Here is a 15,890-nt window from a genome sequence, read left to right on the forward strand (position 1 = left end):
CCAGAAGATGAGGGAGGGAGATGGAGGCACCGTATAAAGCCCTCCCCCAACTTTGGGGGAGGGTTGGGAGGGGGTGCAAGCGATGACTCTGTCCGCCATCAGCGCAAAAACAACGTCGCAAGACCGAGGAAGGAGAAGAAGCCGAGGCAATCTGTGGTCGTGGTCAGGAACGGCCCGGCGCCGGTCGCCGGGTCGAGGCCGAGCCGGTCCATGACCAGCGGGATGACGGTGCCGGCGAAGCCCGCCCAGACCATGTTGAAGATCATGGCCGCGGCGAGCACGAAGCCGAGCTCGATATGCCCATACCACAGGGCGCCGATGGTGCCGAGGATCAGGGCAAAGATGCAGGCGTTCATCAAGCCAACCAGCAGCTCCTTGGCGATGATGCGCCAGACGTTGCTGTTCGGCGTGATGTCCTTCGTCGCCAGGGCGCGCACGGTGACGGTGATCACCTGCACGCCGGCATTGCCGCCCATGGCCGCGGTGATCGGCATCAGCACGGCCAGTGACGGGAACTGCCCGATCATGCCTTCAAAGCGCGAGATAACCGCCACCGCGATCAGCGTGTTGATCAGAGTGACCACCAGCCACTGGATGCGGCGGAAGGCGGTGATGTGGGCCGGATCGTGGAAATCGGTGTCGCCGACGCCGACGATCGCCAGCAGGTCTTCCTCGGCCTCCTCGTCGATGACGCGGACGACGTCGTCCACCGTGACCACGCCGATCAGCTTGCCGCCGTCATCCACGACCGGCGCCGAGATCAGCGCGTATTGCCGGAACATGTAGGCGACGGCTTCCTGGTCCATGTCGGCCGGTACCAGGCGAAGCTCTGTCTCCATGATGTCGGAGAGGTTGGCGTCGCGCGGCGAGCGGATGGCACGGCTGAGCGCGACCGAGCCCGCCGGCTTGTGGAGCCGGTCGACCACATAGAGGCTGTAGAAGTCGTCCGGCAGGTCCTTGGTGTTGCGGAGGAAATCGATGGTCTGGCCGACATTCCAATGCAGCGGCACCGCTACCAGCTCGCGCTGCATCAGGCGGCCGGCGCTGTCCTCGGGGAAGGTCAGGCCCTGCTCGAGGGCGACGCGGTCCTCCTGCGGGATGACGTCGAGGACCTGCTGCTGCCTCTCCTCGTCGAGATTCTCGAGGATCTCGACCGCGTCGTCGGAATCCAGCTCCGAGACGACCTCGGCCAGCTCTTCCGGCTTCATCTGGTCGACCACCTCCTCGCGGAGCGTGTCTTCCAGATGCGAAATGGTCTCGGCCTCGATCACATGCTTGGTGATCTCGAGGAAGAGCCGTCGCTCCTCGGGGTCGAGATGCTCGATGAGGTCCGCGACATCGGCCGGGTGGAGCGGCTCGATCAGCGCCTCGACCTGCGGGATGTCGGCTTCGGCCAGCGCCGCCTTGATGTTCTGCAGGAGCTCCTGCGAGGGGCCGTAAAGCTCTTCCTCGTCCACGGTCTCGACGACCGGGGCGCGTTCAGGTTCGTTCGGCTGGAGGTCCGCCGGGCTCAAGAAGCGGCTCCCGACCGCTTCTCGTGACCATCTTGCGCCTCCACGACCGCGATCGCCGTCATGTTGACGATGCCGCGCACGGTCTGCGTGGGCGAGAGCACATGCACCGGCTGCGCCGCGCCGAGCAGGATCGGGCCGATCGAGGTGCCCTGGCCCAGCAGCCGCAACAGGTTGAGCGCGATGTTCGAGGCGTCGAGATTCGGCATGACCAGGAGATTGGCCTTGCCGGAGAGGCGCGAGCTCGGGAACAGGCGCGCGCGAATCTGCTCATCGACCGCCAGATCGGCGCGCATCTCGCCTTCGACCTCGAGCTCGGGATCGCGTTGCAGCACCAGGCCCAGCGCCCGGCGCATCTTGCGCGCCGAAGTCGAGGTGTCGGTGCCGAAGTTGGAATGCGAGAGCAGGGCCGCCTTCGGCACGATGCCGAAGCGCCGGATCACCGCCGCGGAATGGATCGTGATCTCGGCGATTTCGTCCTCGGTCGGGTCGGGATTGGCCTCGGTGTCGGCGAGGAAGAAGGTGCCGGTCGGCAGGATGATCGCGGTCATCGCCGCGAAGGAGCGGCTGCCCGGCGCCTTGCCGATCACCGCGCTGACATGTTCCAGATGCCGGTGGAAGCGGCCGACCGTGCCGCAGAGCATGGCATCGGCCTCGCCGCGGCGGACCATCAGCGACGCGATCACGGTGGGACGGGTGCGCACGATGTCGCGCGCCACGTCGGGCGAGACGCCGCGCCGCTCGGTCAGGCGGTGGTAGAGGGTCCAGTATTCCTTGTAGCGGTGGTCGTTCTCGGGATCGACCAGCTCGAAGTCGCGGCCGGCCTGCAGGCGCAGCCCGAGGCGCTCGATCCGCTTCTGGATCACCGAGCGCCGGCCGATCAGGATCGGCTTGGCCAGGCCCTCGTCGATCGCGGTCTGCGCGGCGCCGAGCACCCGCTCCTCCTCGCCCTCGGCATAGACCACGCGTTTGGGGTCGCGGCGGGCGCGGTCGAACAGCGGCTTCATCACCAGGCCGGAGCGGAACACGAATTGCTGCAGGCGTTCCTTGTATTCCGCCCAGTCGGCGATCGGGCGGGTGGCGACGCCGCTTTCCATCGCCGCCTTGGCGACGGCGGGCGCGATCTCGACGATGAGCCGCGGGTCGAAGGGGCGCGGGATCAGGTAGTCGGCGCCGAACTGCAGGCTCTCGCCGCCATAGGCCGAGGACGCGACATCCGACACTTCGGCCCGGGCGAGTCTGGCGATCGCCTTTACGCAGGCGATCTTCATCGCCTCGTTGATCGCGGTGGCCCCGACGTCGAGCGCGCCGCGGAAGATGTAGGGGAAGCAGAGGACGTTGTTGACCTGGTTCGGGAAGTCCGAGCGGCCAGTCGCGATCACCGCTTCCGGGCGGATCGCCTTGACCTCGTCCGGCATGATCTCCGGCGTCGGGTTGGCCAGCGCGAAGACGATCGGCCGCTCGTTCATCGTGGCGACCATCTCCGGCTTCAGCACGCCCGGCGCCGAGAGGCCGAGGAAGATGTCGGCGCCCTTGATCGCATCGGCCAGGGTGCGCGCATTGGTCTTCCGGGCGTAGCGGTCCTTGCGCGGGTCCATCAGCTCCTTGCGGCCTTCATAGACCACGCCGGCGATGTCGCTGACGATGATGTTGTCGATCGGGAAGCCCAGCGCCACCAGGAGATCGAGGCAGGCGAGCGCGGCGGCGCCGGCGCCGGAGGTGACCAGCTTCACCCGGTCGATCGGCTTGCCGACGACCTCCAGCCCGTTCATCAGCGCGGCGGCGACGATGATCGCGGTGCCGTGCTGGTCGTCGTGCATGACCGGGATCTTCATCCGCTCCCGGAGCTTGCTCTCGATCTCGAAGCATTCCGGCGCCTTGATGTCCTCGAGATTGATGCCGCCGAAAGTGGGCTCGAGGGCGGCGACGATATCGACCAGCTTCGCGGGGTCGGTCTCCGCGATCTCGATGTCGAAGACGTCGATATCGGCGAATTTCTTGAAGAGGACCGCCTTGCCCTCCATCACCGGCTTGGCGGCCAGCGGGCCGATGGCGCCCAGGCCCAGCACGGCAGTGCCGTTGGTGACCACGGCGACCAGGTTGGCGCGGCTGGTGACCTCGGCGGCGGCGCCGGGATCGGCGACGATCGCCTCGCAGGCGGCGGCGACGCCCGGGGAATAGGCCAGCGCCAGGTCGCGCTGGTTGGCCAGCGGCTTGGTCGGGATGATGGCCAGTTTTCCCGGCTTGGGCAGGCGGTGATATTCGAGCGCGCCGGCTTTCAGGCTGTCATCCGCCATCCGTTCCTCGACCCCATTTCTTCAGGAGAATCTGGATAGTGCTTTGGGAGGACAGCATATAGCGGAGGTACCCGCGCGCGCTACAGCGGCGGGATCTCCCACGAACGATATCAGCTTTGCACTGAAGGGATTGGTGCGGTCGAGAAGACTCGAACTTCCACGGGTTGCCCCACAGCGACCTCAACGCTGCGCGTCTACCAGTTCCGCCACGACCGCAGCGGGGGCGAGGGAATGACGATCAGCCCCTTGCCTAATCCAGGCCGGGGGAATAGCAAATCGGCCGTGCCCGATCAAGCAGAAAGCACCCCCGGAATGGCCCCTGGAACCCCCCTGGCCCAGCCCGCCCCGATGCCGCTGGAATGGCGGATTTCCGAGAGTTTGGTCGATTATCCCACCGCCCTGGCCGAGATGGAGGCCCGGGCCGCCGCCATCCACGCCGGGACCGCGCCGGAACAGGTCTGGCTGCTGGAGCATCCCCCGCTCTACACCGCCGGCACCAGCGCCCGGGCGGAGGACCTGCTGCTGCCCGAGGCTCTGCCGGTCTTCAAGTCCGGCCGTGGCGGACAGCTCACCTATCACGGGCCCGGGCAGCGGATCGGCTATGTGATGCTCGACCTCAAGGCGCGCGGCGGCGATTTGCGGCGCTATGTGCACGACCTCGAGGCATGGATCATCGGCACGCTCGCGCGCCTCGGCGTGAAGGGCGAGCGGCGCGACGGCCGGATCGGGATCTGGGTTTCCCATGATGGGCGCGAGGACAAGATCGCGGCCCTGGGAGTCCGGGTCCGGCACGGGGTCACCTTCCACGGCATCGCGATCAACCGCGATCCCGAGCTGGCGCATTTTGCCGGCATCGTCCCTTGCGGCATCCGGGAAAGCGCCGCGCAGCCCTTCGGCGTCACTTCGCTGGCCAAGCTCGGGAAGGCGGTAAGTCGGGGGGAGCTGGACGCGGCGCTGCAAAGCAGCTTCCACGCGGTCTTCGGCTGAAGCCCGCGACACCGCGTCGCGCCGCTTCCTGTCACAGTCCCTCCCGTCTTTGCCGGGCGTATCCTGGCCGGAAAAGCATTCAGCCTTCAGGATTCAGGGGAGAACGTCCATGGAGCGACGGGCACCGCCGAAGGAAATGACCGCGATGATGCTGACGCTCGCGGTCGATCCGGAGAAGATGGCCACCGACTGGGGCCGGGTCCAGCTGCAGCACGCGATCAAGCGCTGCCAGGACTGCAAGACGCTGATGACCTGCCGCTACTGGCTGACGGACGTGCACCGCGATCCGCGCGCCTTCCGCAGCTTCTGCCCGAATGCCGGGATGTTCGAGCGCTTCCGCGGCGACCGCCGCAGCAAGGCACGCTAGACGGTCGGGAGCTGCGCGAAGCCGCCGGTGACCGCGCCGTCTTCGATCGCGATCTCGACCGCCGTGACCCGGGCCGCCCTCGGTCCCTGGCGACAGGCTTCGATCATGTAATCCACATCGCGGATCGGACCCGAGACCAGCGCCTCGACGGAGCCGTCCGCCCGGTTGCGAACCCAGCCGTTGAGGCCGCGGGTCATCGCCTCGGTGACGGTCCAGTAGCGATAGGACACGCCCTGCACCCGGCCACGGATGGTGAGCCGTACCGTCTTCCAGTCCTCCGGCAGGGCGATCATCTCACGCGAACTCGAGGATGATCTGATCGACCGCCAGGCTGTCGCCAGCCTTCGCGTGAAGCTTCGCCACCTTGCCATCGCGCTCGGCCTTCAGGATGTTCTCCATCTTCATCGCCTCGACCACGGCGAGGGTCTGGCCGGCCTTGACCTCCTCGTCGGGCGTGACGGCGAGGCTGACCAGCAGGCCTGGCATCGGCGACAGCAGGAAGCGCGACATGTCGGGCGGCAGCTTCTCCGGCATATGGGCGTCGAGCTCTGCGGCGCGGCTGTTCAAGACCATGACCTTGCAGCTGGCGCCGCCGTGCGTCACGCGATAGCCGACGCCGTTGCGGTCGATCTGCACGGTGATCGGCCGGCCGTCGATCCGGCCCTGGTAGAGCGGATCGCCGAGCTTCCAGGCGCTCAACACCTCGCGGCTGCTGTTGCCGCCGACCACCGCGAAGCCGTCGGCGGTCTCCACCACCGAGACGGCGTGCGGCACGCCGTCCAGCTTCACCACCCAGTCGCCGCCGACCTTGCTGCCCTTGGCCTGGAAATGCGGCGCGCGCGCATGGGCGCGGCGCTCGTAGAGGTGATGCACGGTCGCGATCACCGCGACGAGATCGGCGGTGGCGTCGGGATCCGGTGTCACGCCGTGGAAGCCGTCCGGGAATTCCTCGGCAATGAAGGCGGTGGAGAGGCGCCCCGCCTGGAACCTGGGATGCCCGGCCAGCGCCGACAGGAAGGAGATGTTGTGGTTGAGGCCGCGGATGTAGAAGGCGTCGAGCGCCTCGCGCATCGCCGCCACCGCCGCCGGGCGATCGGCGCCGTAGGTGACCAGCTTGGCGATCATCGGGTCGTAGAACATGCTGATCTCGGCGCCTTCATAGACGCCGGAATCGACACGGGTTGAAGGACCGGCCGGCGGCTCCACATAGCGGATGAGACGCCCGGTCGAGGGCAGGAAGTTGCGGAACGGGTCCTCGGCATAGACGCGGGCTTCCAGCGCCCAGCCCTTCAGCCGCACGTCCGATTGTCTGAGCTTCAGCTTCTCGCCGGCGGCGATGCGGATCATCTGCTCGACGAGGTCGAGGCCGGTGACGAGCTCGGTCACCGGATGCTCGACCTGGAGCCTGGTGTTCATCTCCAGGAAGTAGAAGTTGCGCTTCTGGTCGACGATGAACTCGACCGTGCCGGCGGATTTGTATTTGACCGCCTTGGCCAGAGCGACCGCCTGCTCGCCCATGGCGCTGCGGGTCTTCTCGTCGAGGAACGGGCTCGGCGCCTCCTCGATCACCTTCTGGTGCCGGCGCTGGATCGAGCATTCGCGCTCGCCGAGATAGAGGCAATGGCCGTGCCCGTCGGCCAGGACCTGGATCTCGATATGGCGCGGCTGCTCGATGTATTTCTCGACGAAGACCCGGTCGTCGGCGAAGGAGGAGCGCGCCTCGTTGCTGGCGGAGCGGAAGCCCTCGCGCGCCTCGGCGTCGTCATGGGCGATGCGCATGCCCTTGCCGCCGCCGCCGGCCGAGGCCTTGATCATCACCGGATAGCCGATCTCGCGCGCGACCTTCACGCAATGCTCGGCATCCTTGATCACGTCGAGGAAGCCCGGGACCATGCTGACGCCGGCTTCCTTGGCGAGCTTCTTCGATTCGATCTTGTCGCCCATCGCATGGACCGCATGCGGATCGGGGCCGATGAAGGCGATCTTGGCCTTCTTCAAGGCTTCCGCGAACTTCACATTCTCGGAGAGGAAGCCGTAGCCGGGATGCACGGCCTCGGCGCCGGTCTGCTTGCAGGCATCGATGATCTTGTCGATCTTGAGGTAGCTCTCGGCCGCGGCGGCCGGGCCGATCGCGACCGCCTCGTCGGCCTCGCGCACATGCAGCGCATCGGCATCGGCCTCGGAATAGACCGCAACGGTCTGGATGCCCATGGCGCGCGCCGTGCGGATGACCCGGCAGGCGATCTCGCCGCGATTGGCGATGAGGATTTTTTTGAACATCAGGCGCCTGCGCTCGCTGCCGGCACCCACTCGGTCGTCATGGTCGGCGTAGGCCGACCATCCACGAGTTTGCCTGAGCCATAACGGATCTGCGGAAAGAAACTCGTAGATGGTCCGCCTGCGCGGACCATGACGAGACTAAAAAGGCAAATAGTCGAAACGGCCATGCGCATCACAGCGGGATGTTGTCGTGTTTCTTCCAGGGATTCTCGAGCTGCTTGTCCCTGAGCATGGCGAGCGAGCGGCAGATCCGTTTCCGGGTCGAGTGCGGCATGATCACGTCGTCGATGAAGCCGCGGGCGCCCGCGACGAAGGGGTTGGCGAATTTCTCGCGGTATTCGTCGGTGCGCTCGGCGATCTTCTGCTTGTCGCCGATATCGGCCCTGAAGATGATCTCGACCGCGCCCTTCGGCCCCATCACCGCGATCTCGGCGGTCGGCCAGGCGAAGTTCACATCGCCGCGGATGTGCTTCGAGCTCATGACGTCATAGGCGCCGCCATAGGCCTTGCGGGTGATGACGGTGACCTTCGGCACCGTGGCCTCGCCATAGGCGAAGAGCAGCTTGGCGCCATGCTTGATGATGGCGCCGTATTCCTGCGCGGTGCCGGGCAGGAAGCCCGGCACGTCCACGAAGGTGACGATCGGGATGTTGAAGCAGTCACAAAAACGGACGAAGCGCGCCGCCTTGCGGCTGGAATCGATGTCGAGGCAGCCGGCCAGCACCATCGGCTGGTTTGCGACGATGCCGACGGTCTCGCCGCCCATCCGCGCCAGGCCGATCACCATGTTCTTGGCGTAGTCCGGCTGGATCTCGAAGAAGTCGGCCTCGTCCACGACCTTCAGGATCAGCTCCTTCATGTCGTAGGGCTTGTTCGGGTTGAGCGGCACCAGGGTATCGAGCGAGAGCTCATCGCGGTCGATCGGATCGGCGGTCTCGCGTGCCGGCGCCTTCTCGCGGTTGGAGGACGGCACCAGATCGATGAAGCGGCGGAGCTGCAGCAGCGCCTCGACGTCGTTCTCGAAGGCGAGATCGGCGACGCCGGATTTCTGCGAATGGGTCAGCGCGCCGCCCAACTGCTCGTGGGTGACGTTTTCATGGGTCACCGTCTTGACCACGTCGGGGCCGGTGACGAACATGTAGGAGCTGTCCTTCACCATGAAGATGAAGTCGGTCATCGCCGGCGAGTAGACCGCGCCGCCGGCGCAGGGCCCCATCACCAGCGAGATCTGCGGCACCACGCCCGAGGCCATGATGTTCTTCTGGAACACGTTGGCGTAGCCGGCGAGGGACGCCACGCCTTCCTGGATGCGCGCGCCGCCGGAATCGTTGAGGCCGATCACCGGCGCGCCGACCTTCATCGCCTGGTCCATGACCTTGCAGATCTTCTCGGCATGGGCTTCCGAGAGCGAGCCGCCGAAGACGGTGAAGTCCTGGCTGAAGACGAAGACCAGCCGGCCGTTGATGGTGCCGTAGCCGGTGACCACGCCGTCGCCCGGCACGCGCTGCTCGGCCATGCCGAAATCGACCGAGCGGTGCTCGACGAACATGTCCCATTCCTCGAAGGAATCGGCGTCGAGCAGGAGCTCGATCCGCTCGCGGGCGGTGAGGCGCCCCTTGGCATGCTGGGCCTGGACGCGGCGCTCGCCGCCACCGGCCCGTGCCGCCGCCCTCTTCTCCTCCAACCGGCGAAGGATTTCCTGCATCGAACCATCCCCCCAGGACTCGCGGCGGGCTCTGAAGCCCTGTTTTTGCCGCAGGTGCGAAATCCCCTTAGCAGAAAGGTTTAGCCTGTACCAGTCGCCAACAGATCGAGAAACCGCCGTGCGGCAATCAGGTCCGCTTTTTGGGCGATCCGGCGCTTTTCGGCCTCCGGGTCGATCCCCCAGCGTTCGGCCTGGTAGAGCTCGTCCAATTGGGCGGCCTCTGCCGCGGCTTCGGGGCTGATCCGGCCCTCCAGGACCGCCAAGCCGATCGCCAGCGAGCCCGCCGCCCCGGTCATGACCCCGAGGGCGGTGAGCTGCAGGTCGTCCTGGGCGGCGACCGCGCGGCTGAGCGCGGCCAAGGCCTGGTCGGATTGCGGGATCGCCATCACGCCCGCAGCCTTCTGGAGGGAAACGTCGTAGCGCTCGCGCAGCCAGTCGATCAGCGGGTCCCACTGGGCCGCCTGGCGCTGGGCCAGCTCGTCCGGGCCTTCGGCGCGGTAACAGACCAGGTCGGTCGCCGCATAGCCGGCGGTCTCGGCGATGATGCGGTCGCGGTCCGGCGCCACGCGGTCGATCGCGGTGCTGGCGAGCTGCATCAGCGGCATCGTGTCCGGCTTCACCTTGACGTCCTGCGCGTTCCATTCGGCGGCGATCGCTTCGGCCAGCGCGCGCGTCGGCAAGCCGAGCGGGTTGCGCGCGGGGGTCTTCACCACCTTGCCGTCGAGCGCGATGCGCCAGACGTCACCGTCAGCCACGACGGTGGCTTCCTTGTAGAAGCGGCGGGCGACGTCGATGCTCATGAACTCAGTTGCCGAACAGGCTCTTGCCGAGGTCGTCGATCGCCTGGCCGGCGGCATCGCCCGCCTTCTTGCCGGCGTCGAGTGCGTCCTCGCCCAGTTCCTGTGCGCCCTGGCCGATGCCCTCGCCGGTGGTGCTGAGGCCGTTGATGATCTTGTCGCCGGCGGACGGGGCGGCGGATTGCTTCGCCCCGGCCGCGGCAGCGCTGACACAGGGATTCTCGCCCGGGCTGGTGCCCGCGCCGACGCCGGTCAGCGATGCCAGCGCGCCGAAGGTGGCGCTGTTGGCGGTGCGCGCGGCGAAGTCCGCGGTGTTGCCGACCGCGCCCAGGGCATCGGGCGAGACGGCGGGCTTCGCCAGGGTACCGCCGACATTGATCGGCACCGCCAGGTTGGCGAGGTTGGTCTGCTTCGAGCTGCTGTCGAAATGGAGATGCAGGGTCTCGTCGCGGAGATTGACGTCGCCGCTGCCGACGACGGTGACACCCGGCGTGTCGAGCACCAGGGTCTTCGCGCCGGCGATGCCATCGACCGTGGCGAAATCGGTCACCATGCAGTTGACCTTGGCGGCATTCGCGGTGCCGCCGAAGGTGACCAGCTGGAACAGATCGGCGAACATCAGCCGCGCGAAATCGTTGTTGATGGCGCCGGCACCCATTTCCAGATGCAGGCCGCCGTTCCAGCCCGCCATCAGCGCGCGCAAGGAGCTGCCCGGGCCCTGGACCGCTGCCTCGAGATTGAGCCGGCCGGCGGTGACGGCGCCGCCCATGCCCATGGCATCGAGCAGCGGCGCGCCGTCCACATTGTTGGCGCGCAAGCGGGCCTCGACCGTCGCCGGGGTGACAGCGCCGTTGACATTGGCGGCAAGGCCGAGCGTGCCGTCGCCGAGCCCGGCGGTCAGCGTGGTGACCTTGAGCGCGCCGGATTCCAGCGTCCCCTCGCCGACCAGGTTGTCGAGCGTGGTCGAGCCCAAGATTGCGCGTTGCACATTGAGATGGAATTGGCCGTCGACCGCCTGCAGCGGGGTCAGGTCCCAGGGCTCGGCGGAGAACACCTTGCCGTCGCCGGGCGCTGTCGCCTTCTTCTCGTCGGGCTTCACGCCGAGATCGGCAAGATCGAGATGGCTGGAGGCCAGGCTGGCGTTGATCACGGTCGGTGTCTTCGCCGGATCGATCTCGATGCGGCCGGTGAAATCGGTGCTGCCGAGCTTGCCGGAAAGTCCGTCGAACACGAAGCTGCCGTCCGGATTGCCGAGCTTGGTGCGGAGCTGGTAGGCGCCGAGCGGTGGCAGCTTCGCCTCGAACAGGGCGCCGAGATCGGAGGCAGCCTTGCCGGCCAGGGTCAGCTCGAGATTGATTCCCTTCAGGGTCGCGGGATCCGCGACCTCGCCCTTGATCGCGAGATCCCCGCCGGCGATCTGGCCGGTGGCGTTGATCGGGAGCGGGCCCTGGGTGAAATTTGCCAGCGTGCCGGTGATGCCCTTGAGGCTGATCGGCATCGTATCGACCTTGCCGTCGATGGCGATGGCGAGGTTGCCGACGGCGTCGCTCGGCGCCATGGTCAGCTTGTCGACCGCGAAGGTCCGGGTCTTGCCGGTGACGCCGTTATGCCAGCGCAGCTTGCCGTTCTCGATCGCCACCTGGCTGATCTGCGGCAGCGGCGCTGAACTGCCGCCGCTCGAAGGCTCACCCATCACCCAGTTGCCGAGCCCGTCCTTGTTGGTCTCCAGCAGAATCTCGGCGCCGACCAGGCGCACCTGCTTGATCTGGATCTGGCTGGAGAGCAGCGGGATCAGGGCCACATCCGCTTCGAGCTTCTCGAGCTTCAGCATCTGCGGCTCGCTGCCCCAATCCGCGTTGCGGAACGAGACCTGGTCGATCTCCAGGTGCGGGATCAGCGAAAGCGCCACCTTCACGTCGCCGGCCAGGACCAGGTCGCGCCCGGTCGCCGCCTTGACCTGCTGGGCGACGAGATCCTTGTAGCTGTTGAAATCGACCGACTGGAGGATGGCGAAAACGGCGGCCGCACCGCCCACCACCACGATAGCCGCTCCGGTCAGGAGGCGCTTGATCCGCATTAACGAAGCTCCGCTCTTTCGGGCGGCGATTTTACCGGTTCGCGGAGAGCGATTGCAAACAGTGGATCAATTCTGACGGGTGTTTCAGGACCGCATTCGCCCCGGCGGCATGCAATTCCTCGACCGCGTGGTAGCCCCAGCCGACCCCGATCGCGGTTGCCCCTGCGGAACGGGCCATTTCGATGTCGAAGGTGGTGTCCCCGATCACCACGGTTTCCTCCGGCTCGACGGCGGTTTCGGCCATGGCGCGCAAGACCATGTGCGGGTCCGGCTTGGACCGGCAGTGGTCGGGGGTCTGCAAGGTGTGGAAACGGTCCCGGAGGCCCAATTCGTCGAGGGTGTGCTTCAACCCGACCAGATTCTTGCCGGTGGCCACACCGAGGAAGATCGCCGGCGCGGTCAGGGTGTCGATCAGCTCCCGGATCCCGTCGAACAGGGGCTCGTGCAATTCGGCTCGGCTCCGAAGGTCGCGGACGATCTCGCGGTAGGCATTGGCGAGGTTGGCGATCATGACCGGATCGTCGCTCTCCAGCACCCGGGCCACCCCGATCTCCAGGGTGAGGCCCACCTGGCGGCGGATCTGCTCCGGTGTCGGCTCGGGCAGGCCGTGGCGGCGCCAGGCGGCGATCATGCCGGCGACGATGTTGTGCTGGCTGTCCACGAGGGTCCCGTCGCAATCGAACACGACCAGCCGATAACGGCCGATATCCGTCATCGTTTGGTCTCGAAATCGGCGAAGGGATCGCCTTCGGTCTCCGCGGAGAAGCCGAAGAATTTCCAGGTCGCCTTCATATGCGGCGGCAACGGCGCCGTCGCCTCGATCCAGCCCTTCCTGGGGTGCGGGATCCGGATCGAGCGGGCATGGAGATGGAGCTGCCGCGGCAGGTTCTCGCGGGCGAGATGCGCCGCAACGCCGCCATACTTGCCGTCGCCGAGGATCGGCGTGCCGAGGATGACGCAATGGGCGCGCAGCTGGTGGGTGCGGCCGGTCTCCGGCATCAGCGCGACCCAGGCGGCGCGGTTGCCGGCGCGCTCGATCATCGCATAGCGAGTCACCGCGTGCCGGCCCTCATCCTCGTCGATGCCGACCCGCTCGCCATAGCCGCCGGCCTGCTTCGACAAGGGTGCGTCGATGGTGCCGCGGTCCGGTTTCGGGATTCCGACCACGACCGCCCAATAGACCTTGCGCGCCGACTTGTGCCGGAAGGCTTCGGCAAGCTCGCGCGCCGCCTTGGCGTTGCGGGCGAGCACCAGCACGCCGCTGGTGTCCTTGTCGAGCCGGTGCACCAGGCGCGGCCGCTCGGCGGCGTCGAACTTCAGGCTGTCGAGCATGGCGTCGAGATTCTTGTCGAGCCCGGTGCCGCCCTGCACCGCGAGGCCGGCCGGCTTGTCGATCACCAGGACGTCGGCGTCCTTATAAAGGACGGCGTCGCGCAGGAGCTTGGCGTCCTGCTCGGAAACGACCTTCGGCTTGGGCGTCCGGGGCTTGTCCACGTCCTGCGCCGGTGCGATCGGCGGCACGCGGATGATCTGGCCGGCTTCCACGCGATCGCCGGCCTTGGCGCGCTTCCCGTCCAGGCGGATCTGGCCGGTGCGCAGCAGCTTCTCCAGCCGCCCGTGGCCGATCTCGGGGAAATGCTTCTTGAACCAGCGGTCCAGCCGCTGTTCGCCGTCATCCGGGGCGATGGTGATTTGCTGGACGCCGCTCAACTCAAGCGGCCTGGCGGTCGCGCTTCAGCCAGTTGAGAAGCTGCTCACTGCTCATCAGGTAGACGCCGATCTGGGCCAGCTCGTCGAGGCCGGCATCGGTCGCGCCCGAGATGGCGTCGGTGGCGAGGACGATGCGGAAATCTCTATTGGAGGCGGCGTAGACCGTGGAGCGGGGCGAGGTCGGGAAATCGGTGCCGCAGAGAACGATGGTGGTGATGCCGAGGGACTTCAGGTGATCTTCGAGCGGAGTCTGGAAGAAGGCGGAGAGGCGCGGCTTGTAGCAGAGCCATTCGCGATGGCCGATCTCCTGCAGCTTGCCGTCGAGCAGGAGCTCCGGCTCGAGGCGCTGGCCAAGGCTGGGCTTGAGCTCGTCGATGAGCTCGGCGCCCGAGGTGCCCGGCATGACGATGCGCTGGCCGGCTTCGATGGCCGCGCGATGGCAGAGATCGACATTCGAGCCGTTGCAGCGATAGAGGCGCAACGTGTGCACGATCGGCGCACCGGCGCCGCGGAAGGCATCGATCAGGCGACGCATCGCGGGGATGGTGGAGAGCGCGCCACCGACCGTGGCCGGCGAATTGGGAAGAACGAAATCGCGCTGCGCGTCGATGGTGATCAAAGCCACCCGTTCGCGCTCCGGCGCCAGATACTCTTTCATACTGCCCCGAACCTCTTCGAACGGGCTCTCCCCAGATGAGCCCAACCAGATTTCGCGGGAACCCTAACCGCGAGTCTCAAGGGCTGACAAGCCCACCCGGTGCATGGCTCAAGCGACTGCCATGCAAGGCTTTTTGTCTTGCCCGATGTCAGACAACTTCCGGGGCAACTTGAGGCACGTTTCGTGCCGTTCAATCGTTGTTCTCGTCGTTGCGACCATCAGGGCGTTTGGAGCGGAGACGATCCCAGTATTCGAGGCGCTTGATGATCTCGCGCTCGAAGCCGCGCTCCTTGGGCTGGTAGAAGCGCCGCCGCGCCATGCCTTCAGGGAAGTAGTTCTGACCTGAAAAGCCCTCGGCGGTGTCATGATCATATTCATAGCCCTTGCCGTAGCCGATCTCCTTCATGAGCTTGGTCGGCGCATTCAAGATATGCTTGGGCGGCATGAGGGAGCCGGTCTCTTTCGCGGCGCGAATGGCTTCCTTGTAGGCGGTATAGGCCGCGTTCGACTTGGGCGCGGTGCCGAGATAGATCACCGCATGGGCGATGGCGAGCTCGCCTTCCGGCGAGCCCAGGCGCTCATAGGTATCCCAGGCGGCGATCGCCTGCGGGAGCGCATTGGGATCGGCGATTCCGATATCCTCGACCGCGAAACGCACCAGGCGGCGCGCGATGTAGAGCGGATCCTCGCCGCCGGCCAGCATGCGGGCCAGCCAGTAGAGCGCCGCATCGGTGTCGGAGCCGCGCAGCGACTTGTGCAGCGCGCTGATGAGGTTGTAATGGCCCTCCTGCGCCTTGTCGTAGAGCGGCGCCCGTTTCTGCACCGCCTTGGCGAGGCCGGCGGAGTCGAGGATCTTTTCGGGCGGGAGCCGAAACAGTTCCTCCGCCATGTTGAGAAGATAGCGGCCGTCGCCGTCGGCCATGGCGCGGACCGCCGCGCGGGCATCGGCATCGAGCGGCAAGCGCTGGTGCATGGTCTCTTCCGCACGTTGCAGGAGCTGCTCCATGGCCGCGTCATCCAGGCGGTTGAGGACGAAGACCTGGCAGCGCGAGAGCAACGCGCCGTTCAATTCGAAGGAGGGATTCTCGGTGGTGGCACCGACCAAGACGACGGTGCCGTCCTCGACGTAAGGGAGAAACCCGTCCTGCTGCGCGCGGTTGAAGCGGTGGATCTCATCGACGAAGAGCAGGGTCCCCTCACCCATCCGCCGGCGCTCGCGCGCGGCCTCGAACACCTTCCTCAAGTCGGCGACGCCGGAGAAGACCGCCGAGAGCGGCTCGAAGGCGAGGTTGATGTCCTCGGCCAGCAGCCGCGCCATCGTGGTCTTGCCGCAGCCGGGCGGGCCCCAGAGGATCATCGAGGAGATCTGGCCGTTCTTCAGCATGCGGCCGATCGGCGCTTCGGGACCGATCAGGTGATCCTGGCCGACCACCTCGTCGAGCTTGCGCGGCCGCAGGCGGTCGGCCAATGGCCGCGGCGCGTTCTGCTCGAAGAGGCTCAC

13 protein-coding genes and 1 tRNA gene are annotated in these 15,890 nt (G+C 66.8%); 2 read left to right on the top strand and 12 right to left on the bottom strand.

Annotated elements, in window-relative coordinates; translation table 11 throughout:
- Positions 1–98: 98 nt before the first annotated feature.
- From mgtE to ACH2CY_RS22425, 3 genes are all read right to left on the bottom strand, one after another.
- Positions 99–1,514: a magnesium transporter gene (gene mgtE / locus ACH2CY_RS22415; protein ID WP_395021856.1), complete on the bottom strand. Its 1,416-nt coding sequence runs from the start codon at positions 1,512–1,514 to the stop codon at positions 99–101.
- Positions 1,511–3,808 carry an NADP-dependent malic enzyme gene (locus tag ACH2CY_RS22420; RefSeq protein WP_395021858.1) on the bottom strand — a complete coding sequence of 766 codons (2,298 nt, stop codon included), beginning with the start codon at positions 3,806–3,808 and terminating at the stop codon, positions 1,511–1,513. The genes mgtE and ACH2CY_RS22420 overlap by 4 nt, the downstream gene beginning before the upstream one ends.
- 131 nt (positions 3,809–3,939) lie before the next feature.
- Positions 3,940–4,024 (bottom strand) — tRNA-Leu (locus ACH2CY_RS22425).
- 96 nt (positions 4,025–4,120) lie between these two features.
- On the opposite strand from ACH2CY_RS22425, the gene lipB reads away from it, so the two are divergent.
- Both lipB and ACH2CY_RS22435 read left to right on the top strand, forming a co-directional pair.
- On the top strand, positions 4,121–4,795 hold the full coding sequence (gene lipB / locus ACH2CY_RS22430; protein WP_395021859.1) for a lipoyl(octanoyl) transferase LipB: 675 nt from the start codon (positions 4,121–4,123) through the stop codon (positions 4,793–4,795).
- A 109-nt stretch (positions 4,796–4,904) separates the two neighbouring features.
- Positions 4,905–5,162 carry a DUF6455 family protein gene (locus ACH2CY_RS22435; protein ID WP_395021860.1) on the top strand — a complete coding sequence of 86 codons (258 nt, stop codon included), beginning with the start codon at positions 4,905–4,907 and terminating at the stop codon, positions 5,160–5,162.
- Here the strand turns inward: ACH2CY_RS22435 and ACH2CY_RS22440 are convergent.
- The 9 genes from ACH2CY_RS22440 to ACH2CY_RS22480 all read right to left on the bottom strand — a co-directional run bounded on the left by ACH2CY_RS22440 (position 5,159) and on the right by ACH2CY_RS22480 (position 15,890).
- Positions 5,159–5,455 carry an acylphosphatase gene (locus tag ACH2CY_RS22440; protein WP_395021861.1) on the bottom strand — a complete coding sequence of 99 codons (297 nt, stop codon included), beginning with the start codon at positions 5,453–5,455 and terminating at the stop codon, positions 5,159–5,161. The two genes, ACH2CY_RS22435 and ACH2CY_RS22440, sit on opposite strands and share 4 nt — an antisense overlap.
- A gap of 1 nt (position 5,456) precedes the next feature.
- The gene (locus ACH2CY_RS22445) at positions 5,457–7,442 is read right to left on the bottom strand and encodes an acetyl-CoA carboxylase biotin carboxylase subunit (protein ID WP_395021862.1); all 1,986 of its coding nucleotides are present in this window, start codon (positions 7,440–7,442) and stop codon (positions 5,457–5,459) included.
- 172 nt (positions 7,443–7,614) lie between these two features.
- Complete coding sequence (locus ACH2CY_RS22450; RefSeq protein ID WP_395021865.1) at positions 7,615–9,147, bottom strand: acyl-CoA carboxylase subunit beta; 1,533 nt, start codon at positions 9,145–9,147, stop codon at positions 7,615–7,617.
- A gap of 80 nt (positions 9,148–9,227) precedes the next feature.
- Positions 9,228–9,947 carry an ATP12 family chaperone protein gene (locus ACH2CY_RS22455; protein ID WP_395021867.1) on the bottom strand — a complete coding sequence of 240 codons (720 nt, stop codon included), beginning with the start codon at positions 9,945–9,947 and terminating at the stop codon, positions 9,228–9,230.
- A 4-nt stretch (positions 9,948–9,951) separates the two neighbouring features.
- Positions 9,952–12,021, bottom strand: a complete 2,070-nt coding sequence (locus ACH2CY_RS22460) for an AsmA family protein (protein ID WP_395021869.1) — start codon at positions 12,019–12,021, stop codon at positions 9,952–9,954.
- 31 nt (positions 12,022–12,052) lie between these two features.
- Complete coding sequence (locus ACH2CY_RS22465) at positions 12,053–12,736, bottom strand: HAD-IA family hydrolase (protein ID WP_395021870.1); 684 nt, start codon at positions 12,734–12,736, stop codon at positions 12,053–12,055.
- Positions 12,733–13,731 carry an RluA family pseudouridine synthase gene (locus ACH2CY_RS22470; RefSeq protein WP_395021871.1) on the bottom strand — a complete coding sequence of 333 codons (999 nt, stop codon included), beginning with the start codon at positions 13,729–13,731 and terminating at the stop codon, positions 12,733–12,735. Before ACH2CY_RS22470 ends, ACH2CY_RS22465 begins: the two co-directional genes overlap by 4 nt.
- A 1-nt stretch (position 13,732) precedes the next feature.
- Positions 13,733–14,389, bottom strand: a complete 657-nt coding sequence (locus ACH2CY_RS22475; RefSeq protein WP_395021873.1) for a cysteine hydrolase family protein — start codon at positions 14,387–14,389, stop codon at positions 13,733–13,735.
- A 190-nt stretch (positions 14,390–14,579) separates the two neighbouring features.
- Positions 14,580–15,890 (bottom strand): replication-associated recombination protein A, encoded by a 1,311-nt coding sequence (locus ACH2CY_RS22480; RefSeq protein ID WP_395021874.1) that lies wholly within the window; start codon positions 15,888–15,890, stop codon positions 14,580–14,582.

The sequence above is a fragment of the Dongia sp. genome, from assembly GCF_041905885.1.
In the GTDB taxonomy this organism is placed as follows: Bacteria; Pseudomonadota; Alphaproteobacteria; order Dongiales; family Dongiaceae; genus Dongia.